The organism is Virgibacillus tibetensis (genome assembly GCF_036026595.1).
GTDB classification, from domain to species: Bacteria; Bacillota; Bacilli; order Bacillales; family Amphibacillaceae; genus Virgibacillus_P; species Virgibacillus_P tibetensis.
In genome coordinates, this window is sequence record NZ_JARZFX010000013.1 from 57,695 (window position 1) to 78,881 (window position 21,187).

A 21,187-nucleotide genomic window follows, 5' to 3' on the forward strand; every position below is an offset into this window, starting at 1 on the left:
TTAATGACCCTTTCTTTTTTCAATATCCCGGTGACTAACGTGAGTTGTATATTGGGTAGACAATTCTTTCGCAAAATACTCCGATATGGCTACAGACCTGTGCTGGCCACCTGTACAACCAATGGCTACAACTAATTGTGACTTGCCTTCTTTTTTATACTGAGGTAGCATAAAGTGCAATAAATCGAGTACTTTTTCATTAAACTTCTTTGTGTCTGTCCATTTAAATACATAAGAAGAAACTTCTTTATTCAAACCAGTTAATGGCTGCATATGTGCTACATAGTGAGGGTTCGGTAAGAAGCGTACATCAAATACTAAATCAGCGTCAATCGGCACGCCATACTTAAATCCGAATGATACCATATGAACAGAGAATATTTCCTGTTTGCCTTCTGTATATTTCTCAACGATTTTCTCCCGCAGCTCTTTCGGCTTTAAATTCGTCGTATCTATAATCTTTTGTGCTCTTCCTCTAAGTTCATCCAGAATTTTCCGTTCCTGCTGAATACCATTTAACGGTAAACCACCTACAGCTAATGGGTGTGATCTTCGTGTTTCTTTATACCTGCTGACAAGCTGCTCATCCTTGGCATCAAGAAATAAGATATGTTCCTCCAGCCAGTCTTCTTTACCCAAAACATCTAATGCTTCAAATAAAGAATCAAAAAACTCACGGCCGCGTAAATCCATTACAAGCGCAACTTTTCGTATATTGTTCGTTGAATCCCTCATTAGTTCCAGAAATTTAGGAAGTAATGCGGGTGGCAGATTATCAACGCAATAGTATCCTAAATCCTCAAAGCTTTGAACTGCTACCGTCTTTCCTGCACCGGACATTCCTGTAATGATTACTAACTTTGTTTCATGTTCTCCGTTTCTCATTTCTTCTCTCCCCTTTTAAAACATCCTCTAAGATGCTGAAGAATCCAATCGAAAATTAAGCAACTCAAAATCTTCTGTATAGGAAAAGGATCCATATAACATTGATTTATTAGCTAACACGTGTTCAAATATCTTCCTGTCACCTTCAGCCATTGGTAAATCATGTATATGCTCCACTGGAATCCACTTTAACACGCCCTCAGCGCAATAATCCGTTAAGGTTCCTTCATAAGTTTTACAAATAAACGTAAACATCATCCATTCGTGTACCAGGCTATCATTTTCATATATTGAAAAGGTAAAAGCGCCAGCTAGTTCTGGATCATGTATTGTTAATGCAGTCTCTTCCCGATATTCTCTAACCACTGACTCTTTAATGGATTCACCTTGCTCCATCTTACCTCCTGGAATAGCATACCAGCCTCGCCGTGGTTTTTTTAATAATAATAAATGACCGTTATCTATTATTATGCAGTTAGTCACTCGCTGCATACATCAATCACCTCTTTCTAAGATCTTAAGAGGAACGTTTATATCTTAGCATTATTTCTATTATACAACGAAAAAAAACAAAGCAACAAGGATAAGTTTGCAGGAAGGTGAGTTCGACAAATATGGACAAGTATTATTTTTTTTCAAAAAAAGGCACAGGTGACATACACCTGTGCAATAAACTAATCTATCTATTAAAAGGGGGTCAATTAGTTATTTATATTGTACCCCAAAATTGTTTCGAATGTATTACAGTAGCGTTAAAATGCAATTACTATTTGTAAACCTTTCTTCCTAGTTGGATTGTGTTGCTTTTGCTTTTAGCTCTTCCGTTAGATTTTCGATATACTTTTGAGCTGTTTCTGCTGCAATACTTCCATCACCAGTTGCTGTCACAATTTGTCGAAGTGTTTTTTCACGGATATCCCCAGCTGCGAATATACCTGGAATATTCGTTTCCATATTTTCATTAGTTGGAATATATCCTTCTTCATTCGTAATTCCCAGTGATTTGAAAGGCTCGCTTAGTGGGATCATTCCAATATAAACGAAAACACCATCAATCTCATGATCATATTCTTCACCGGTTTTATTGTTTTTCAGTGTGGCACTACCCACCTTGCCATCTTTTTCATTTATTTTTGTTACCACCGTATCCCAAACGAACTCCATTTTATCATTATCAAATGCACGTTCTTGAATGATTTTCTGAGCACGCAGTTCATCACGTCGGTGAACTACTGTTACTTTATCTGCAAAGCGGGTTAAATATATTCCCTCCTCTACTGCAGAGTCTCCTCCACCAATTACAATGAGGTTTTTTTGTTTAAAGAAGGCTCCATCACAAACTGCACAGTAAGATACTCCACGCCCTCCAAGCTCTTCCTCACCAGGAATACCAATTTTCTTATATTGTGCTCCAGTTGTAATGATGAGAGATCTGGTTTTATATTCTTTTTTTCCTGCAACAACCGTTTTGTAATCACCGTGGTCGATCACTTCTTTAATATCTCCATATGCATACTCAGCACCGAACTTCTTTGCATGCTCAAACATTTTATTGGATAGGTCAGGACCTAGAATATGGTCATACCCAGGGTAGTTTTCAACATCTTCTGTATTAGCCATTTGGCCACCAGGAATACCCCGTTCAATCATTAATGTCTCTAAATTTGCACGGGATGCATAGACTGCTGCTGTCATACCAGCAGGACCTGCTCCCACGATAATTACATCTAACATACGATCTTCGGACATCTGTATCGCCCCTTTTTCTTCTAATTATTACGCCATATTCAGCTTATAAGAATTAGTAACTTTCGTCTAACATAATGCTCACTTATTTCCAGGGAATCCCTTCATTTGTTAATTTAAGATGTTTTCGGCAGCCTTCTTCCCATATCAATTGTGCTTTTTCCGGGGCACCCGCATAATATAAAGTATAGCTGTACCATCTATAAAACGAAGGATGGCTTTTTACGGACCCTTTACGAAGTGTTCGAAAACGATCATGAGCTTCTTGAATATAGCCAGTTTTTGCTAGTGTCACAGCAATACGCAATTTTTGTTGTTCATGGATTGGATATACATTTAGTAATGCCTGAACATTCTTTTCATATTCCTTTTTTTGCTGGTAATTAAATAAAGCTAGATTTGTGTGGCTGTATAATGAATTAGGATCATCTTTTAAAGCATCGAGTTCAATTTGAACGGCTTTTTCTTCGTAGCCTGAGAAGAATAATGCTTGCGTATAATCATGTTTTGCCATTGGATGTTCAGGAAATAAGGTCATCATTTCCTCTAAGAGCGGAATTGCTTTGTCCCATTCATTATATTCCATATGATAAAAAACAGTCTCCATATATATTAATAGCTCGTCTTCATCTTCAAGATCCCAATCTTCATCGTCTATATCTTCTTCGCCGATATCTATTAAATGCAATAAGGTTTTTGCTTCCTCGCTAAAGTCGCCTTCTGGCTCTTTTTCCAAGTAGGTATCTGCATATTTTTTTGCATCATTCAATAATCCCAGGTGCGCATAATTGTTTGCTAGAAGATAATAGCAATCAACATAATCAGAAGCTTGCAGCACTTCTGTAAGTAATTGATTTGCTGCATGATAAGAACCTATTTCTGTATATATAATAGACATCTGACACTTATATAAAGCGTCATCTGGTTTTGCTTCTATAGCTTTTTTCAACCATTTTATAGCGATATCAAATTTCCTTTTTTGAAAAGCCTCTACACCTTTTGTGAAATAAAAATCACCTTCAGGAATAAAAGGGACAACATTATTGTCTTTTCCAACTTTATCTTTTACTTGATGCATGTATATCCCCCTGTCTTGTTCACATACGAACAAAGTATACCATATTTAGTACATGAATAATATAGGGCAAATTCGCAATATATACGTGTGGAATAGCCTGGTTACGTTATTACGTTTTTCTGTGATTCCAGCAGTGAGTAAGAAATATGAATTACAAAAAGCTGATCACATATTGTGGCCAGCTTTTACGATTAAGCTTTTACTGGGGTTATAGCATCATGCATAACTTGATTCAATTCCTTTTCATAGTCTTGTATTTGAGTTTCACTCCACTTTAGTGTTTTCGCCATATAATTAATTACCTTTAGTTGATGGGTTCTTACCCACTCTATATCAAAAAACAAGGCGCTTGTTCTTCTAACAAAAAAATCTGTTGGCTTATAAGCTAGTTCGTATTCCATGGCATAGAGCAGCTCTGCAAATAAAATTGGATCCATAAATTCGTTCTCAGCTTCCACTTTTCTATTTTGGTAGAGTGAAAATAATATATCAACATTTGCACCATAGGTTTGAATAAGTTGGTGTACCTCTTCTTCCTTAATACCTAATTCAAGCCCTTCAGCTGTTTTGCGTTCTATAAACGCTGCAAATCCCTTTGATCCACCTACCTCACCACCCGAAATCGGTAAATGTTCCGTAGCCGACTCAGAGTACAGAATGCCCTCTTCCTCTTTTAATTGATCTGATACTTTATCAACTATCTGCTGCGCCATTTTACGATAACCAGTCAATTTTCCACCGGCCATCGAAAGGAGACCCGTATCAGATATAAACAGTTCGTCTTTACGTGATATTTCGCTTGGATTATCACTAGCATCATCTGCTATCAATGGTCTCAATCCTGTCCAGCTTGACTCAACTTGTGCAGCAGTTATGCCCAGTGAGGGGAACATATAATTGATCGCATCTATCAAGTAGTCCCGGTCTTCTTCCGTCATAGTAGGATGTTCTAGATCTCCTTTAAAAGTAGTGTCAGTTGTCCCGACATATGTCTTAGTACCACGTGGGATAGCAAAAATCATTCTTCCGTCCTTGGTATCGAAGTAAACAGCTTGCTGTAATGGAAATACAACCTTTGAAAATACTAAATGAACACCTTTTGTTAAATGTAACGTTTTTCCTTTTTTTGATCCATCAATTTCTCTTACTTCATCTACCCATGGGCCACCAGCATTAATAACTTTCTTTGCGTATATTCTACGCCTTGACCCATCAATTTGATCCTCAACAATTACACCAGAAATGATGCCTGATTTATCATAGATGAATTCAACCGCTTTTGTGTAATTAACCGCATAGGCACCTTTTTCTGCTGCTTTCTTCAATACCTCAATAGTTAACCGTGCATCATCTGTTTTATACTCCACGTAAAATCCTGCACCTCGAAGGTTTTCTTTTTTTATAAGTGGCTCTTTTTTAAGAGCTTCTTCCGAACTAAACATTGTTCGTCGCTCTCCTTTTTTAACTCCCGCTAAAAAATCATAGACACGCAGTCCTAAGTTTGTCATTAGCGGTCCAAATGTTCCCCCCTTATGAAAGGGAAGCATCATCCATTCCGGAGTAGTTACATGAGGGCCATTTTCATAAACAACTGCACGTTCTTTTCCTACCTCTGCAACCATTTTTATCTCGAATTGTTTTAAATACCGAAGTCCACCGTGGACCAGTTTGGTTGATCGGCTCGATGTACCTGCAGCAAAATCCTGCATTTCAACTAAAGCTGTATTCATTCCACGTGTTACCGCGTCTAAAGCAATTCCGGCACCTGTTATTCCTCCCCCGATAACCAGCAATTCTACCTGCTTATTCTCTAATTTGTGAAGAATATCATTTCTTCTATAACTTGAAAATCGACTCATTTCAATACACCCCTATTTTACTCATAATTCATACTCAGCTACACCCCCTGCTCCGGGACATACATGTATGTAAGATTGTCTTTATTCTGAATTCATAGGAGAAATTAAAAAAACCGCTAAACACACTAATGCCAGTAGCATTAGTTGTTTGCGGTTTCTCCAGTTTCTCCGTCCATAAATATTAACTTAATTTAACTATAACATGATACTAAAACAAAGTATAGTGAAACAGCTGTTTACTAATTCCATAAATCCCTGTTCGACGTAGATACACCAACTGCCCCTGCTTTTAAAGCTGCATGGACCTCTTCATTGTTTGTAATGAGCCCTCCAGCAATAACAGGCAGGTTCGTCTCTGTACGTATTTGCTCAATCATGGTTGGTACAATCCCTGGTAATACTTCTACACAATCAGGATTAAATCGGTCAATCAGTTTCAGATTATGCTCCAAAGCTGAGCTATCCAGTAGAAAAACGCGCTGAATAGCTAATAATTTATGTTTTTTTGCTAGACTGATGATATTCCCTCTCGTTGACAGAATTCCATCTGGTTTTACCTCTCGAATTAGAAACTCCATTCCATATTCATCTGCTTTTAAACCTTGTATTAAATCGAAATGGATCAGAGCTTTTTTACGAGCCCTTTTTGTATAATTAACCATACTCTTCAACTGTGTGAGTCGGGTTTCAAGAAATACTACTGACTCGTTAGATGTTTCCAATGCTTTTTCGAAATCCTTCATTTTTCTCACTGCTGGCAAAACACCTGTGGGAACGTCCATGTAAATTCACCTGCTCAATCCGTAAAATTATCTGTCCGTTTGTCCATTTCTTCGCTTGAAAAAATTAACTGCATCGGATTCCCACCCACAAACGTACCGGGTTGGACATCTTTATGTACTAATGTTCCAGCAGATACAATTGCATTATCTCCTATAGTAACACCAGGAAGAATAGTTGAATTAGCACCAATCAACACTTCATCTCCAATAATTACGTTACCGATTCGATATTCTTTTATTAAGTATTCATGTGCCAAGATAGTAGTGTTGTAACCAATAACACTGTTTCTACCGATGGTTATTTTTTCTGGAAACATTACATCTGGCATAACCATTAGGGCAAAAGCAGTTTGTTTACCGACCTCCATGCGGAGAAAAACACGATACAACCAATTTTTAGCTCCCAGAAAAGGCGTGTATCTCGCGATCTGGATCACGATAAAGTTTTTCACTACTTTCCAAAAGGATACTGTCTTGTAAATTTGCCATAATGAATTCGCGTGTTCCACATGGAATCTTTCGGTTCTTCGCATTGGTTACACTCCCACGATTTCCAATAAATCTGTTATTTCTTCCAACATATAGGTTGGATTGTACTGCAGCAATCGCTCTTTTCCTTTAAACGCCCAAGCGACGCCAGCTGTTTTTACTCCTGCGTTCTTTCCGGACTCGATGTCGTGATAATTGTCACCAACCATTAAAGTAGAAGCTGCATTTGCTTTTAATTCCTCCATTGCTTTAATGACTGGTTCCGGATGTGGTTTAGGATGTTTTACATCATCCAATGTAATGACTGTATCAAAATAGCTGTTTAAGCCGGTTAAAGATAGACCCATCGTTACCGCTTTCGTCATTTTTGTTGTAACAATGCCCATTTGTATACCATTTTGTTTGAGTTTTTCTATTGTTTCTACTACATGAGGAAAGGCAGTTACATAACTGTCGTGGACAGCTAAATTATGCTTTCTGTAAGTTTCCACCATAATCTCTGCACGCTCCGGGTCGATCTTGCGAAACGTATCTACCAGAGGGGGACCATTAAATTCAATCACTTCCTCTGGCGTAAATGTTAAATTATGCTGCTCAAATGTGTGATTAAAGGATGCTGTTATTAATTCATTTGTATCTATTAATGTTCCGTCAAGATCAAAGAGTATTGTACGAATGCTCATTAGATTTTTCCTTTCTTTGCTTAGATTCTAATCTTTTCCAAATAAATGCAATCGTCATTGTTAAAACAATCGCAGTTACTAATCGAATTAAGAGCAGTGGCCATACAGGAATCCCCAAGGGGATAAAAATAAGCGTGTCTTCAACTACGGCATGACAGGAAACGAGAAATATAAGAGCCAAATACATATCTTTTTTAGAAACGCCATCTTCTTTTACAGCCTGTATCATCAGTCCTGCCCCATACGCTAATCCGATCGTAAGACCAGCTACCATTGTCATAGATGTGTTTTTTTCCATTCCTAATACTTTGGTAAAGGGAGCAAACTTATTAGAAAACACAGTTAACCAGCCTTTTTCCCGCATAAATTGCATAATGACCATTAAAGGTATTACGATTAAAGCGAGTTGGAGTACAGCAAAAAGAGCCGTTTGAATTCCTTGAAGTGTAATTTCACTCCACCCTGTTAATACTTGATTAGAGGCAGAAATCATGCCATATTGCGCTTGCTCCGCTCCACCATTCCAGAATAAGTTGATCATTATACCTGCAAATAAGGCTAGCGATATTCTAATCCCAACAATTAACCACCAGCTAACCCCTACTCTAGATGCCACAGCCGATTCTATAAATAAATTATGAGAGAAAGACAGCATCATTGCTAAAATAAAAACCTCTTTCACTGTAAAGTCAAAGGAGATAATTGCTGCGATTCCCGCATATAAGTTTAGAACATTACCTAACACTAACGGAACCGCAGCTTCGCCAGATAAACCAAGTAAACTCATTATAGGAGCTAATTGTTTGATAATCCATGGTAATACAGGTGTATACTGTAATATTGTTACGATTAGCGTAATCGGGAAAATCACCTTCCCTAAAGTCCAGGTAGTGCTTAAACCTTGCTTTAAACCACGAAACATAATTCCTTTCAATTGATATTCCCTCTTTTCGATGCTGTTATCTATTTTCTCTTTTCAGATTTTTTCTTTGGCTTCTTTTTACTGTTCTTTTTCTGTTGCTTAGATTGCTGAACCTCAAAATACCTCGCCGTTGTCCCTGCCTTACGACGATATATCATAAATATTGCTCCACCTACTATCAGCAGAATAGAAATTAGTTGAGCAGTTCGAAGTTCACCTACAACATACAGGCTATCTGTACGCATCGCTTCAATAAAGAAGCGTCCGATTGAATAGGTTATCGCATAACTCAAGAAAATTTCGCCCCTTAATGGGTTATATTTTCGTAAAATAAGCAGCAGCACAAACACAAGAATATTCCAAAGTGATTCATATAGAAATGTTGGGTGATACATAATGCCGTCAATAACCATCTGGTTCATTATAAAATCAGGCAAATACTGCAAAAAGTTATTATAGGCAGCCTCAGATATTGGTCCTCCATGTGCTTCCTGGTTTATAAAATTTCCCCAGCGACCAATCGCTTGTCCGAGTATAAGACTCGGTGCCACAATGTCAGCCAGTAACCAAAAGGAGATGTTTTTCACTCGGGAATAGACAAGGGCAGTCAGCACACCACCAATTACTGCACCGTGTATAGCAATACCGCCTTCCCAAATGGCAAAAATATCTGTCCATGGGCCATTGGCATATCTATCCCATTCAAAAACAACATAATATATACGAGCAGAAATAATTGCAACTGGTATGGCAAACACAATAAAGTCGATCATGAGGTCCTTTTTCATTCCTAAACGCTCAGTTTCTTTTGTAGCTAGGTACAACCCTAAAAAAGCACCGGTTGCTATTATAACGCCATACCAGTAAATTGTTAAAGGGCCTAGGTCAATAAATACTCTATCTATTGCAGGTGCGGTAAAAATCACTAAAAATCTCCCCTATTCCTTGTCGTCTTTCTCTTGTTCAATCATTGTTGTTAACCGGTCTGAAAATTCCTCAGCTGCATTTACACCCATCCGTTTCAAACGAAAGTTCATTGCAGCTACTTCGATAATAACAGCAAGGTTCCTACCTGGACGTACCGGAATAGTTGCTTTTGGTATAGCTACATCCATAATTTTCAATGTTTCCTCATCCAAACCAAGACGATCATACTGCTTCTTTTGATCCCATGTTTCCAGGTTCATGATCATTGCAATTTTTTTATAACTTCGAACAGCTCCTGCTCCAAAGAGCGTCATTACATTAATAATCCCTAATCCGCGAATTTCCAGCAGGTGTTCTATCAGTGGCGGAGAGTTTCCGATAAGTGTATCATAATCCTCTTGACGAATTTCTACACTATCATCCGCTACAAGCCGGTGACCACGCTTCACCAATTCAAGTGCTGTTTCACTTTTACCTACACCGCTTTGCCCTGTTATCAGGACACCAACTCCATAAATGTCAACTAGTACACCATGAATTGCAGTAAATGGTGCGAATTTAGCTTCCAGGTAATTTGTTAATCTACTGATCACCCTTGTCGTTTTTCGAGGAGATTGAAGAATAGGGACTCCTGAGTTATTTGCAGCTTCAATCATTTCTTCAGGTATATCCATACCCCGTGTTACTACAATTCCAGGCGTTATATCTGTACATAAACGCTCGGCGCGATCTTTTTTTGCAGCATCCGGGAGATCTAAATAATACGCCATTTCTGTTTTACCGATTAATTGCAGCCTTTCTCTCGGATAATATTTAAAATAACCTGTCATTTCAATACCAGGTCGAGAGATATCACTCGTAATAATTTCTCTATGTACACCATCTCTTCCTGCAACCAGGGTGAGGTTAAAGTTTTCAAGTAAATCTTCTGTTCGAACTGTTTGCATGTAAGAATCCCTCCGATAAACAACATTAACTGAATTTATTGTAGCATATACACATAAAAAAACGTAGGCTATACGCCTACGTTACTTCTTATCTGACTGAATCTTTAATCAAGCTAGTTAAAAGTAAATTTATTAACGAAATCACAATTGCTGCTACAATAGCAATCCCAAACCCATCGATCACAAATGATGCACCTATTAATGTTTGTGTAATCATAAGCGTTATAGCATTAATTACAAATAAAAATAAACCAAGTGTTACAACTGTGATCGGCAATGTCAAAACTACTAAGATTGGCTTTATGATTATATTTAATATTGTCAGAATGAAACTGGCTAAAAGTGCAGTGCCAAATCCCTCAAGTACAAAAGAATCAAATAGTTGTGCTACTACGATAAGTGCAACAGCGTTTAGAATAATAGAGATGAGCCAACGAATTAGCATTATCTCATCTCCCTTTCATTTGGTATGATGAAGATTGCTAGTAAATAAGCAAAAGCCAGTGTAAAAGCACTAATAAACAGGCCAACTATAAATGCTAACCTTATAATAGTTGAATCGACATTAAAATAATGACCTAAACCTCCACATATTCCAGCGACCATTCGGTCAGAATTTGATCGGTATAGTCGTTTCATAAGATTGCCTCCTCACTTCTTAATTTCCTTTTGAAGTAATACATAAACATCTTCTACTATATACGTATCCCACCGTAAAAGGGTTCAAAAAATCCCTTACCTATTTTACACAGTAGCAAGGGACTAATCTTTAATATTGGCTGTATTCTAAAAGATTTTATTTACTCTTTATATTTCCAAAGATAGAAACTTTCTATTCCCAGTCTCCGTTTCGCTTCCTCTTTTATATCAGTATCTGCCTTGCTCGCTTTTTTGAATTGGGCAAAAAGGCCGCCTGCTTGAGAGTCATGGCATAAAATTGCTTCCATCTTTTTATCAAAATACTGCGCTATATCGTTAGTAATATCCGGTTTTCCAAGATCTTCATAGTGAGTGCTTGTAATTGCTTGTGCCCACAATACCGGACGGTCTTTGGCTTTCATTAAACGAACTGCCTCAATGGCCGCTGCTCCCAATGCGTTATGATCTGGGTGTACAGCATGATCGGGATAATGTGTAATAACAAGACTTGGATCTATTTCTTCTATAATTTCCTTCAAGTGTTCTGCAACTTCCTGACGATCCTCATATTCCAATGTTTTGTCACGGTATCCAAGCATTCGCAGGTTCATATCAAGGACCTTGCAAGCTTGCACCAATTCTTCTTTTCTAATTTCCGGTAATGTTTCCCGGTTAGCAAAAGTAGGTGATCCCATATTCCGGCCCATTTCCCCTAAAGTTCCACATAAATAAGTAACTGGTACACCTTGCTCTCGAAATTGCGTAATTGTTCCCGCTGCACCAAATGATTCATCATCTGGATGTGGATAGATAACTACAACGTGTTTTTCCATATTTATCACCTGTCTCTCATTAATCGGTTTAATAGTTAAATGGTGTTTCACTTATTTGCAGGGATACCATAAGTCTTCCTTCACGATCGTGTCCTGCAAGTAATAATTTTGAGTCCTCATGAATGACCCAGTCTGTCAGTCCTTCAGCGTAAATCCAACCCATTTCCATCTTAAGTCCCGCACGATAAATTTTACCATTACCTACTATTTTGGCTTGGTTAAAAGTAACTTTGGCGTTTCGCACATAGGCACCAACATTGTATGCCTTATCATCAAAGTGGCTTGCGTAGGCTCCATTTGTAGTTTCAACATGTAAATATACGTCCTTATCCGTAAAACCATCTAGCATTTCTTGCACTTTCTTAATTTCAATAGGTTTCATCTATTGTTCCTCCCAACACACTTCTTCTTTTAGCTTATCTAAATGAAACGGGCACGTCAAAAAATTGGAATCACCAATTTAGAGTTCAATTGTTTTGCACCCTATTCGTCATTAAAATTTTTACTATCGGAATATAAAGGCAAAAAGGTAACAAACCTCTCTGAACTGGCCCGCTACCTCCATCCTTATTTTGATACTACTATTTCTTTCTCAGCAATCGATGCTTCCATTCGTTTCCTGTCACGTTCCAATATAGGTTTCAAATAATGGCCTGTATAAGACGCCTCTACGTTGGCAATCTTTTCAGGAGTTCCAGTGGCTATGATCTCTCCACCGCGATCGCCACCCTCAGGTCCCAAATCTATAATATGATCAGCTGATTTAATAACATCTAAATTGTGCTCAATAATTAACACGGAGTCGCCATTATCGACCAAACGCTGCAGGACTAACAATAGTCGTTTGATATCATCGACATGTAAACCCGTTGTTGGCTCATCCAATATATAAAATGATTTACCGTTTGAGCGTTTATGGAGTTCACTGGCCAGTTTCACACGTTGTGCTTCCCCCCCGGACAAGGTAGTTGCCGGTTGACCTAGCTTAATATAACCAAGTCCAACATCATAAATGGTTTGCAGCTTCCGTTTTATTTTAGGAACGTTCGCGAAGAAATCCAAAGCCTCTTCTATTGTAAGTCCCAACACTTCCGAGATATTTTTACCTTTGTACTTCACTTCCAATGTTTCCCGGTTATAGCGTTTTCCATGACATACTTCACATGGTACGTATACATCTGGTAAGAAGTGCATTTCAATTTTAATAATGCCGTCACCGCGGCATGCTTCACATCGTCCGCCTTTTACATTAAAACTGAAGCGGCCTTTTTTGTAGCCACGAACTTTTGACTCATTCATTTGGGAAAAAACATCACGAACATCATCAAAAACACCAGTGTAAGTTGCAGGGTTTGATCTAGGTGTACGACCAATTGGTGATTGATCAATATCGATGACTTTTTCAATATATTCTATTCCTTTAACCTTTTTATGCTTTCCAGGTTTATATTTACCCCGATATAGCTCCTTTGCTAATGACTGATATAAAATATCATTAACTAATGTACTTTTTCCTGAACCGGAAACACCTGTAACTACTGTCATTACGCCAATTGGAAATTTAACAGAAACATTCTTCAGATTATTTTCTTCGGCACCGACAACTTCAATTTTACGTTTATCTGCTTTTCTCCGTTTAACAGGTAATGGAATGTATTTCGCCCCGGATAAATAATTACCTGTGAGAGATTTTTTATTTTTCATCACCTTATCTGGTGTGCCGCTTGCAACAATTTCTCCACCATGTTCACCGGCTCCAGGACCAATATCAATCAGCCAATCAGCAGCAAGCATCGTATCCTCATCGTGCTCTACTACAATTAATGTATTATCAAGGTTTCTCATACGCTTCAGTGTAGCAATTAGCCGATCATTATCTCGTTGATGAAGACCTATAGATGGTTCATCCAATACGTATAATACACCGGTTAATGCGGAGCCGATCTGCGTTGCTAGACGTATTCGTTGTGCCTCTCCACCCGACAAGGTACCTGCCGCGCGCGAGAGTGTTAAATAATCGAGCCCTACATTATTGAGGAATTCAAGTCGATTACAAATCTCTTTTAAAATCATTCGAGCTATTTGTTCTTCTTTTTCTGTTAAATCAAGATGCTCAAAAAAATGGTTTGCCTCAACGATTGAGTAGTTTGTTACTTGACTTATATGCTGGCCATTAACCTTTACAGCCAATGCTTCCTTCTTTAAGCGATAACCTTTACATGTTGGACAATGCTTCTGTCCCATATATTTCTCCAGCAGTTCACGTGTATAGTCTGAAGATGTTTCCTGGTAGCGACGAGCAATATTAGATATTACTCCTTCGAAAACAACATGGTTATCCCGCACACTACCAAAATCATTTACGTAGTGAAAGTGAATCTTTTCCCTTCCACTTCCATATAAAATTTTGTCCATTTTATCTTTCGGGATATCCTTAACAGGGATAGTCATATCAATATCATAATGTTTACATACACTTTTCAGAAGCTGTGGGTAATATTGAGAACTTATTGGTTCCCATGCAGCAATCGCATGTTTCTTTAGCGACCTTTCCCAATCTGGTATTACTAAATCAAGATCTACTTCCAAGTTCGTCCCTAACCCATCACATGTTTGGCAGGCACCAAAAGGACTATTAAAAGAAAACAAACGTGGTTCCATTTCTCCAATAGAAAAACCACAAATGGGACAAGCATGGTTTTCACTGAACATTAATTCTTCTTCACCTATAATATCAACGATGATTTTACCTTCACCTAAACTTAATGCAGTCTCTATAGAGTCACCTAAACGGCTCTCAATTCCTTCTTTTACAACAATCCGATCAACAACAACTTCGATCGAATGTTTTTTATTTTTATCAAGCTGAATATCATCGGTCACTTCGCGCATTTCTTTATCTACACGAATCCGTATGTACCCTTCTTGTTTCAGTTTTTCAAACGTCTTTACGTGTTCTCCTTTTCGCCCTGAAACAACAGGTGCCAAGATCTGTAGTCTGGTGCGTTCAGGGTACGTTAAAATTCGATCCACCATTTGCTGAACGGTTTGTGAGCTAATTTCTATTTCATGCTTCGGACATATCGGGCGACCTATACGAGCATAGAGTAAACGAAGGTAATCATAAATTTCTGTTACCGTCCCTACAGTCGACCTGGGGTTTTTACTGGTAGTTTTCTGATCAATTGAAATGGCTGGTGAAAGCCCGTCAATTGCATCTACATCCGGCTTATCCATCTGCCCTAAAAACTGGCGTGCATATGCGGAAAGTGATTCCACGTAACGGCGTTGTCCTTCTGCATAAATGGTATCGAAGGCCAGAGAGGATTTACCCGAACCTGACAAACCTGTTACTACTACTAATTTATTTTTAGGTATTGTTACATCGATATTTTTAAGATTATGTGCTCTAGCACCTTGTATATTAATTGATTTACTAGGCATGAATTAGTCACCTTCCCGCTTTAAGTTCAAATAGAACATCTCGAAGCTCCGCTGCTTTCTCAAAATCAAGCGATCTGGCAGCTTCCTTCATTTCTTTTTCCATTTGTTCGATAACCTTTGTTTTCTCTTTTCCGGTCAGCTTTGTTAAACTCTGTGTTTTTCCATCGTATTCTTCCTGGTCCTCTGCTGCAACGGTTGCTCGAATAACATCCCGAACTTCTTTTTTTATTGTAGTAGGCGTAATATTATGTTTCTCGTTATATGCCACTTGTTTTTCACGACGTCGAGTTGTTTCATCAATCGCCAGCTGCATAGAGTTTGTAATACGGTCGGCATACATAATCACCTGGCCGTTTTCATTTCGAGCAGCTCTTCCCATCGTTTGTATTAGTGAACGTTCAGAGCGCAGAAAGCCTTCTTTATCGGCATCAAGAATAGCAACCAATGAAACTTCCGGAATATCCAGACCTTCTCGTAATAGGTTTATTCCAATGAGAACGTCATACTTTCCTACACGGAGATCACGGATCACTTCGATCCTCTCTAATGTTTTAATTTCGGAATGCAGGTAAGCAACCTTCATTCCCAGCTCCTTTAAATAATCAGTTAAATCCTCTGACATTTTTTTCGTTAAAGTGGTAACAAGAACACGCTCATTCTTGTCTGTCCGCTTATTAATCTCTCCGATTAAATCGTCAATCTGACCATCAATTGGACGCACATCTATTTCTGGGTCCAGTAGCCCTGTTGGTCTAATAATCTGTTCTGTCATTTTTGGAGAGTGCTCCAGCTCATAAGGGCCCGGTGTTGCTGAAACGTACACAAGCTGATTTGTCTTCTCCTCAAACTCCGAGAATTTTAACGGTCGGTTGTCCAGTGCTGAAGGTAATCTGAACCCGTGTTCAACCAATACTTGCTTTCTGGCCTGGTCCCCATTATACATTCCCCTGACCTGGGGCAGTGTCGCATGCGACTCATCTACAACAACTAAGAAGTCGTCTGGAAAATAGTCAAATAATGTATACGGTGTTGCCCCTTCTTCCCTTAAGGTTAAATGTCTCGAATAGTTTTCAATTCCTGAACAAAATCCCATTTCCTCCATCATTTCTATATCATAATTCGTTCGCTGTTCAATGCGTTGCGCTTCTAAAAGTTTGTTTTCTGCACGAAGCTCTTTCAAACGTTCTTCCAGTTCTTTTTCAATATTTCGAATGGCCTTTTTAAGTTTTTCTTCCCGTGTGACATAGTGGGAAGCTGGGTAGATAGCTGCATGTTCCCTGTCTCCAATAATTTCACCAGTTAATACATCCACTTCTCTAATCCGGTCAATTTCATCACCAAAGAATTCAAATCGCAAACAATATTCTTCTCTTGAAGCAGGAATAACTTCTACTGAATCTCCCCGGACGCGAAACGTACCGCGTTGAAAGTTGATATCATTCCGTGCATATTGAATACTGACAAGATCACGTAATAACTGGTCTCGATCTTTTTCCATTCCCATACGAAGAGAAAGCACCTGGCTCTGGTACTCCTCTGGATTACCCAGGCCATATATGCAGGATACACTGGCAACGATCAATACATCATTTCTCTCAAATAAAGAAGATGTTGCCGAGTGACGTAATTTATCTATCTCTTCATTGACGCTGGAGTCTTTCTCAATAAACGTATCTGTGGATGGTACATAAGCCTCTGGTTGGTAGTAATCATAGAAGCTGACAAAATACTCAACAGCATTGTTAGGAAAAAACTCCTTAAACTCACTATATAATTGACCTGCCAATGTTTTATTATGCGCGATGACTAATGTAGGCCGATTAATTTCTTTTACTACATTAGACATGGTGAATGTTTTTCCTGTTCCCGTTGCGCCAAGTAAAGTCTGATGGCGCTGACCGGCTTGTATTTTTTCTATTATCTCTTTAATAGCTTTTGGTTGATCGCCAGCCGGCTGGTATTGCGATACAAGTTCGAATGTATTTTCCACTAAGCATCACTCCGATTTTTATCTGTCTTACTATTTTACCATATATAATAATATAGTTTAACATAAACACGAACAAATATTCGATCATTTTGTTTCACTAGTCTATTATCTATACTACCCGTTTCCTGTAATATGGAATCATACGTAGTTGCAACGAGAGAATCAGAAGAACCGACCGAAAGTGTTTTCATAATAACTAAAAAAACATCAGCAATTGATATGCTAATGTTCTTTAATTTTTGAAAAGCAAAGTATTTCCTCAAGAAGCTCGATCATGGATTTGTTCTCCAGGTTTTTATGATATTCCTCTACTTTGTCTTCATATGCTTTTTTTCTAGCGGAGTCATTTAAAAAGCCTGTAATCTGATCTTCTATTGATTCTCGTGTTCTTAAGGTATTTATTAAACCCAGTTGTTTCAGTTGTTTAGCGTTAACTATCTCTTGCCCGGGTAATGCATGACAAATAAAAATGGGTTTGCGCTTCATAAGGCATTCACTAATCGTAACTCCTCCTGGCTTTGTCACGACTGCATCCACTTTATCATATAACCGGTTCATCTCTTCCTTCCTGTTAATAAATGGGATGGGTGTTACAGATGGATTTTTTTCTCTTAACAACCGACTATACAACGCCTCATTTTTCCCGCATAAAATATAGTAATGGAGTTGGTTGTCAGAGGCTGGATCAGGCAATAATTCTTCCATTGCACCTACACCCAAGCTTCCACCAGTAACAAGTACAGCGTGATTTTTATTTTTAGTAGACAGCCGTGTACGTTCATGGAACACAGCATGCACAGGAATACCTGTTATGAAAATCTTCTCCTCTTCAACTCCTAGACTTCTCAGGAACTTTTTTACAAGTACTGAAGGAACAAAATGATAATCGATTCCCTCGATCCCCCACACCCGATTTACGAAGTAATCCGTATAAACATTAACTGTAATAGCGTTAAGTTGTCTTTTTTGTTTTAGAACACCCGCCAGATTGGAAGGCAGGCAATGCGTACAAAAAAGTATAGCTGGCTCATTCCCCTTCAGTAGCCGTTTAAAAAAATAAGTAAACAGCATTTCATAATGAATATGACGAATTCTTTTAGTAGCATTTTTATATGCTAAATGATCATAAATCCGATTATATATATGCGGGAACAGCTTTATCGATGTTAAATAAGTAGAAGAAACAACGCGTTCCATTTTCCCATAACTATACGATAGAATATCAACCTTTCCACTTGAAATCTCTTTATTAAAGTTGTGCAGATCTTCCATCAATGAATCAGCCACATGATGATGACCTGTAGGTATTTGCATAAACGGTAAGAACAAAGCATCACTATTCAACTCTTTTACCATAGAATATCTCCACCTTTTGATAACTATCTACCTTCAATTACCAATGATTTAGTAGACCTCTGCATGTTACAATCCTTATTGGGAGGTGCTGATCAATGGCTTATATAGTTATTTCATTATTTGTAATAGCCTTTAGTATGCTTATCTATAAAGCATATAAAAATACGAAAGATATACAGATTAATAAAATTAAAATAGATTCACCAAATAGGAGCACTAATTCATCGTTATCTATTCTTCATCTATCAGACATGCACTTAGAAAATATCTCTATAACACCTGCAGAACTTGAAATAAAGCTTAAAAATGAAACACCTGATATAATTGCTTTAACCGGCGATTTCCTCGATCGGAAACGAACTATTCCAAAATTGGTTCCCTACTTGCAGGTTTTGCAAAAAATACAGCCAAAACATGGAACGTACGCTGTCTTTGGAAACCATGATTATGTTTTAAAGGAGCAAGATATTGCAGCCCTTAAAAATACACTTGAGCAATACGATTGCCATGTCCTGCAAAACTCCAGTGACACAATTACTGTAGACGGACAGCTTGTAAATATTGTCGGTGTCGATGATTATAGTACAAATAGAAGTGATTTATCTTTAGCCTTTGATAAAGTGGAGCAAGGTATGAATATTGTATTGACACATGATCCTACTGTTGTACTTGAAATGGAAGGCTATACGTTTGATTATTTATTGGCAGGCCACTTCCATGGCGGACAGATTTGTTACCCAAAAGCGTACCACCTTGTTAAAATGGGCAAATTAGCACGAAATAATATTATAAAAGGATTACACATGCATCATAGTTCTCCCTTTTACATTAGTGAAGGCTTGGGCCAGACTGGGTTTAACATTCGCCTTGGAAGCCGCCCGGAAATTACATTTCATAGTGTAGTATTGCATGAAAGTAATGCTTAAATTGTTGAGTTGTAATTGTTTATTAATTCGTCTTTGGACATAAATAAATAAACAGGGTCATCCAAACGGTTTTTACTAGCAATAAGGTTAATAGGAAAAAATGTTACCTTTTTATACGCTCGATAGTAAGAACTTTTAATTGGCACAATTTCAAAACCAAGACGGGACGCACCTTTATATAAAGTTGTAATCCCAATAATTCCTTTAATTTCATTGGTTTTCTGATGGGCCTCAATATAACAAGCCAGCTTTGGAAGGGACCGTTTTACCTTGTGGTAAATAAAAACTGCCTTTTTAACATCACTCGTAATACTGGTTAAATCGTTAAGCACTTTTACGTTATGCAAGTGAATCTTCATTAACAAGTCGTTTTTTTGTATTACTGTACCATCATTCAATATTACTTCTCCTCCTTTATAACGTGTTAATCTAACACGGAACAACGTATTGCAATATTCATCATCAGGTACGTAACGTAGACGTGTAAAATTATAATAAACTGGATCAATTATATTCCAAACACCTAACAGGTAACTTTTCATCGTTATTTCCCTTTCTTTTCTCAAGTCATAACTAGTTTGCTTAGTTTCTATATAAAATATTGAAGGAATTTTTTGGAGAATAAAAAAACCGAACATCCACTGTTCGGTTTTTTTATTTCTTCTATTATTTAGACTGTTTTCTAAAAAGTTGAGATTGTACCTGTACAGGCGTTTACTCGACCACAGAAATATATTTGCATTTCCGACGTACAACTTTTCTATTAAGGACGAAGTAACTACTGTTTACTATAATCGCTCCGGAAATATACTTCGCTCAAAGGGGTAATCGCTGAATAAACCGGGGTGAACGCAGGATTATGCTGAACAAGCGCGGGATAAATTGGTCCGAACGCTGAATAAACCAAGCCGAACGCGGGATTAAGCGAAGCAATCGCTGAATGAAGCCAGGTGCAGCGGTCATCACAAAGCGGTCGACTCCTGCTTAGAACAGCACGTGTCTGAAGACCCCGCAGAGTGGGTTTCTCGAGGAGGCTGAAGCCGTGCTGCGGCAAAGAAAACACTGCAAAGTAAACGAAGTGAAGCTGAGCAGATGTTGCACTTGTATCCGGAGTGGTGAAAGCAACAGTCCGCAGCGGAAAGCAACCGACCGGTTACTTCGTCTTTTATATCAATAGCGACCAAACTATGTGAAAAGTGCCATTAATTATTAGCTAAACTATCGATATATGCTTTTAACTCCTTTTCAAGCTGTTCAACTGCTTTATCGATTTCTTTGGAATGCATATTCATTCGCTCCTGCTGCTCACCGGCCATGTTCTCTTTAAGATAAACCTGCATTCGTTGTAGTAATTCATCCCTTTGAGTAGATGCGTACATGACCATATCATGATGTACCTCCTGGCCAATTTCCTTTTCTCTTTCTGCATGAGAAGCTTTTAAAATTCCTTCAAGCTGCTCTTTTTGGTTTGTTACCAAATCAGCATAATAGTTTGAGGTAGCTGCATATGTTGCTCCGCCACCTAATAACATAGCTAGTAGAGTGAATGCTATTACTTTCTTTTTCACTTCGTTTCCTCCTCAATTTCAGCCTTTAAAGCTGCTTTTTTAATTCTATGAAGAAAACTACTAATCTATTACTGTTGAACTAAATTTGATAGTATGATGTATTTTTATCATTA

At 38.1% G+C, this 21,187-nt stretch carries 21 protein-coding genes; 1 reads left to right on the forward strand and 20 read right to left on the reverse strand.

Annotated elements, in window-relative coordinates; genetic code table 11:
- The 18 genes from rapZ to QGM71_RS17940 all read right to left on the reverse strand — a co-directional run bounded on the left by rapZ (nucleotide 1) and on the right by QGM71_RS17940 (nucleotide 18,580).
- On the reverse strand, nucleotides 1-885 hold the full coding sequence (rapZ, locus tag QGM71_RS17855) for an RNase adapter RapZ (protein ID WP_327608925.1): 885 nt from the start codon (nucleotides 883-885) through the stop codon (nucleotides 1-3).
- A gap of 27 nt (nucleotides 886-912) precedes the next feature.
- Nucleotides 913-1,377, reverse strand: a complete 465-nt coding sequence (locus tag QGM71_RS17860; RefSeq protein WP_327608926.1) for an 8-oxo-dGTP diphosphatase — start codon at nucleotides 1,375-1,377, stop codon at nucleotides 913-915.
- 294 nt (nucleotides 1,378-1,671) lie between these two features.
- The gene (gene trxB / locus QGM71_RS17865; protein WP_327608927.1) at nucleotides 1,672-2,634 is read right to left on the reverse strand and encodes a thioredoxin-disulfide reductase; all 963 of its coding nucleotides are present in this window, start codon (nucleotides 2,632-2,634) and stop codon (nucleotides 1,672-1,674) included.
- A gap of 82 nt (nucleotides 2,635-2,716) precedes the next feature.
- Nucleotides 2,717-3,709: a tetratricopeptide repeat protein gene (locus tag QGM71_RS17870; RefSeq protein ID WP_327608928.1), complete on the reverse strand. Its 993-nt coding sequence runs from the start codon at nucleotides 3,707-3,709 to the stop codon at nucleotides 2,717-2,719.
- A 191-nt stretch (nucleotides 3,710-3,900) separates the two neighbouring features.
- On the reverse strand, nucleotides 3,901-5,568 hold the full coding sequence (locus QGM71_RS17875) for a glycerol-3-phosphate dehydrogenase/oxidase (RefSeq protein ID WP_327608929.1): 1,668 nt from the start codon (nucleotides 5,566-5,568) through the stop codon (nucleotides 3,901-3,903).
- Nucleotides 5,569-5,807: 239 nt separating this feature from the next.
- On the reverse strand, nucleotides 5,808-6,350 hold the full coding sequence (locus QGM71_RS17880; protein WP_327608930.1) for a glycerol-3-phosphate responsive antiterminator: 543 nt from the start codon (nucleotides 6,348-6,350) through the stop codon (nucleotides 5,808-5,810).
- 14 nt (nucleotides 6,351-6,364) lie between these two features.
- Nucleotides 6,365-6,883 (reverse strand): acyltransferase, encoded by a 519-nt coding sequence (locus QGM71_RS17885; RefSeq protein ID WP_327608931.1) that lies wholly within the window; start codon nucleotides 6,881-6,883, stop codon nucleotides 6,365-6,367.
- 3 nt (nucleotides 6,884-6,886) lie between these two features.
- Entirely contained in the window at nucleotides 6,887-7,522 is a 636-nt protein-coding gene (gene ppaX / locus QGM71_RS17890; RefSeq protein WP_327608932.1) for a pyrophosphatase PpaX, read from the reverse strand.
- Nucleotides 7,497-8,456: a nucleoside recognition domain-containing protein gene (locus QGM71_RS17895; RefSeq protein WP_327608933.1), complete on the reverse strand. Its 960-nt coding sequence runs from the start codon at nucleotides 8,454-8,456 to the stop codon at nucleotides 7,497-7,499. Before QGM71_RS17895 ends, ppaX begins: the two co-directional genes overlap by 26 nt.
- A 29-nt stretch (nucleotides 8,457-8,485) precedes the next feature.
- Complete coding sequence (lgt, locus tag QGM71_RS17900) at nucleotides 8,486-9,370, reverse strand: prolipoprotein diacylglyceryl transferase (RefSeq protein ID WP_327608934.1); 885 nt, start codon at nucleotides 9,368-9,370, stop codon at nucleotides 8,486-8,488.
- Nucleotides 9,371-9,382: 12 nt separating this feature from the next.
- A complete protein-coding gene (hprK, locus tag QGM71_RS17905; RefSeq protein ID WP_327608935.1) occupies nucleotides 9,383-10,318 on the reverse strand; it encodes an HPr(Ser) kinase/phosphatase in 936 nt (311 codons plus the stop codon).
- Nucleotides 10,319-10,406: 88 nt separating this feature from the next.
- Entirely contained in the window at nucleotides 10,407-10,763 is a 357-nt protein-coding gene (locus tag QGM71_RS17910; RefSeq protein ID WP_327608936.1) for a phage holin family protein, read from the reverse strand.
- The gene (locus tag QGM71_RS17915) at nucleotides 10,763-10,957 is read right to left on the reverse strand and encodes a PspC domain-containing protein (protein WP_327608937.1); all 195 of its coding nucleotides are present in this window, start codon (nucleotides 10,955-10,957) and stop codon (nucleotides 10,763-10,765) included. Before QGM71_RS17915 ends, QGM71_RS17910 begins: the two co-directional genes overlap by 1 nt.
- Before the next feature lie 161 nt (nucleotides 10,958-11,118).
- The gene (gene bshB2 / locus QGM71_RS17920; RefSeq protein WP_327608938.1) at nucleotides 11,119-11,790 is read right to left on the reverse strand and encodes a bacillithiol biosynthesis deacetylase BshB2; all 672 of its coding nucleotides are present in this window, start codon (nucleotides 11,788-11,790) and stop codon (nucleotides 11,119-11,121) included.
- Nucleotides 11,791-11,818: 28 nt separating this feature from the next.
- Nucleotides 11,819-12,172 (reverse strand): YojF family protein, encoded by a 354-nt coding sequence (locus QGM71_RS17925; RefSeq protein WP_327608939.1) that lies wholly within the window; start codon nucleotides 12,170-12,172, stop codon nucleotides 11,819-11,821.
- Between the two features lie 185 nt (nucleotides 12,173-12,357).
- Nucleotides 12,358-15,234 carry an excinuclease ABC subunit UvrA gene (uvrA, locus tag QGM71_RS17930; RefSeq protein WP_327608940.1) on the reverse strand — a complete coding sequence of 959 codons (2,877 nt, stop codon included), beginning with the start codon at nucleotides 15,232-15,234 and terminating at the stop codon, nucleotides 12,358-12,360.
- A gap of 7 nt (nucleotides 15,235-15,241) precedes the next feature.
- On the reverse strand, nucleotides 15,242-17,224 hold the full coding sequence (gene uvrB, locus QGM71_RS17935) for an excinuclease ABC subunit UvrB (protein WP_327608941.1): 1,983 nt from the start codon (nucleotides 17,222-17,224) through the stop codon (nucleotides 15,242-15,244).
- A 222-nt stretch (nucleotides 17,225-17,446) separates the two neighbouring features.
- Nucleotides 17,447-18,580: an MGDG synthase family glycosyltransferase gene (locus QGM71_RS17940; protein WP_327608942.1), complete on the reverse strand. Its 1,134-nt coding sequence runs from the start codon at nucleotides 18,578-18,580 to the stop codon at nucleotides 17,447-17,449.
- A gap of 95 nt (nucleotides 18,581-18,675) precedes the next feature.
- Here QGM71_RS17940 and QGM71_RS17945 point away from each other — a divergent pair, with 95 nt between their 5' ends.
- Entirely contained in the window at nucleotides 18,676-19,506 is an 831-nt protein-coding gene (locus QGM71_RS17945; RefSeq protein ID WP_327608943.1) for a metallophosphoesterase, read from the forward strand.
- Here the strand turns inward: QGM71_RS17945 and QGM71_RS17950 are convergent.
- Nucleotides 19,503-20,048, reverse strand: a complete 546-nt coding sequence (locus QGM71_RS17950) for a YkoP family protein (protein WP_327608944.1) — start codon at nucleotides 20,046-20,048, stop codon at nucleotides 19,503-19,505. The genes QGM71_RS17945 and QGM71_RS17950 overlap by 4 nt on opposite strands.
- Before the next feature lie 660 nt (nucleotides 20,049-20,708).
- Nucleotides 20,709-21,074 (reverse strand): hypothetical protein, encoded by a 366-nt coding sequence (locus QGM71_RS17955; protein WP_327608945.1) that lies wholly within the window; start codon nucleotides 21,072-21,074, stop codon nucleotides 20,709-20,711.
- Between the last annotated feature and the right edge of the window lie 113 nt (nucleotides 21,075-21,187).

Coding starts and splice junctions, on each gene's coding strand:
- rapZ (WP_327608925.1), bottom strand. CDS start 885: ATGAGAAACGGAGAACATGAAACAAAGTTAGTAATCATTACAGGAATG.
- QGM71_RS17860 (WP_327608926.1), bottom strand. CDS start 1,377: ATGCAGCGAGTGACTAACTGCATAATAATAGATAACGGTCATTTATTA.
- trxB (WP_327608927.1), bottom strand. CDS start 2,634: ATGTCCGAAGATCGTATGTTAGATGTAATTATCGTGGGAGCAGGTCCT.
- QGM71_RS17870 (WP_327608928.1), bottom strand. CDS start 3,709: ATGCATCAAGTAAAAGATAAAGTTGGAAAAGACAATAATGTTGTCCCT.
- QGM71_RS17875 (WP_327608929.1), bottom strand. CDS start 5,568: ATGAGTCGATTTTCAAGTTATAGAAGAAATGATATTCTTCACAAATTA.
- QGM71_RS17880 (WP_327608930.1), bottom strand. CDS start 6,350: ATGGACGTTCCCACAGGTGTTTTGCCAGCAGTGAGAAAAATGAAGGAT.
- QGM71_RS17885 (WP_327608931.1), bottom strand. CDS start 6,883: ATGCGAAGAACCGAAAGATTCCATGTGGAACACGCGAATTCATTATGG.
- ppaX (WP_327608932.1), bottom strand. CDS start 7,522: ATGAGCATTCGTACAATACTCTTTGATCTTGACGGAACATTAATAGAT.
- hprK (WP_327608935.1), bottom strand. CDS start 10,318: ATGCAAACAGTTCGAACAGAAGATTTACTTGAAAACTTTAACCTCACC.
- QGM71_RS17910 (WP_327608936.1), bottom strand. CDS start 10,763: ATGCTAATTCGTTGGCTCATCTCTATTATTCTAAACGCTGTTGCACTT.
- QGM71_RS17915 (WP_327608937.1), bottom strand. CDS start 10,957: ATGAAACGACTATACCGATCAAATTCTGACCGAATGGTCGCTGGAATA.
- bshB2 (WP_327608938.1), bottom strand. CDS start 11,790: ATGGAAAAACACGTTGTAGTTATCTATCCACATCCAGATGATGAATCA.
- QGM71_RS17925 (WP_327608939.1), bottom strand. CDS start 12,172: ATGAAACCTATTGAAATTAAGAAAGTGCAAGAAATGCTAGATGGTTTT.
- uvrA (WP_327608940.1), bottom strand. CDS start 15,234: ATGCCTAGTAAATCAATTAATATACAAGGTGCTAGAGCACATAATCTT.
- QGM71_RS17940 (WP_327608942.1), bottom strand. CDS start 18,580: ATGGTAAAAGAGTTGAATAGTGATGCTTTGTTCTTACCGTTTATGCAA.
- QGM71_RS17945 (WP_327608943.1), top strand. CDS start 18,676: ATGGCTTATATAGTTATTTCATTATTTGTAATAGCCTTTAGTATGCTT.
- QGM71_RS17950 (WP_327608944.1), bottom strand. CDS start 20,048: ATGAAAAGTTACCTGTTAGGTGTTTGGAATATAATTGATCCAGTTTAT.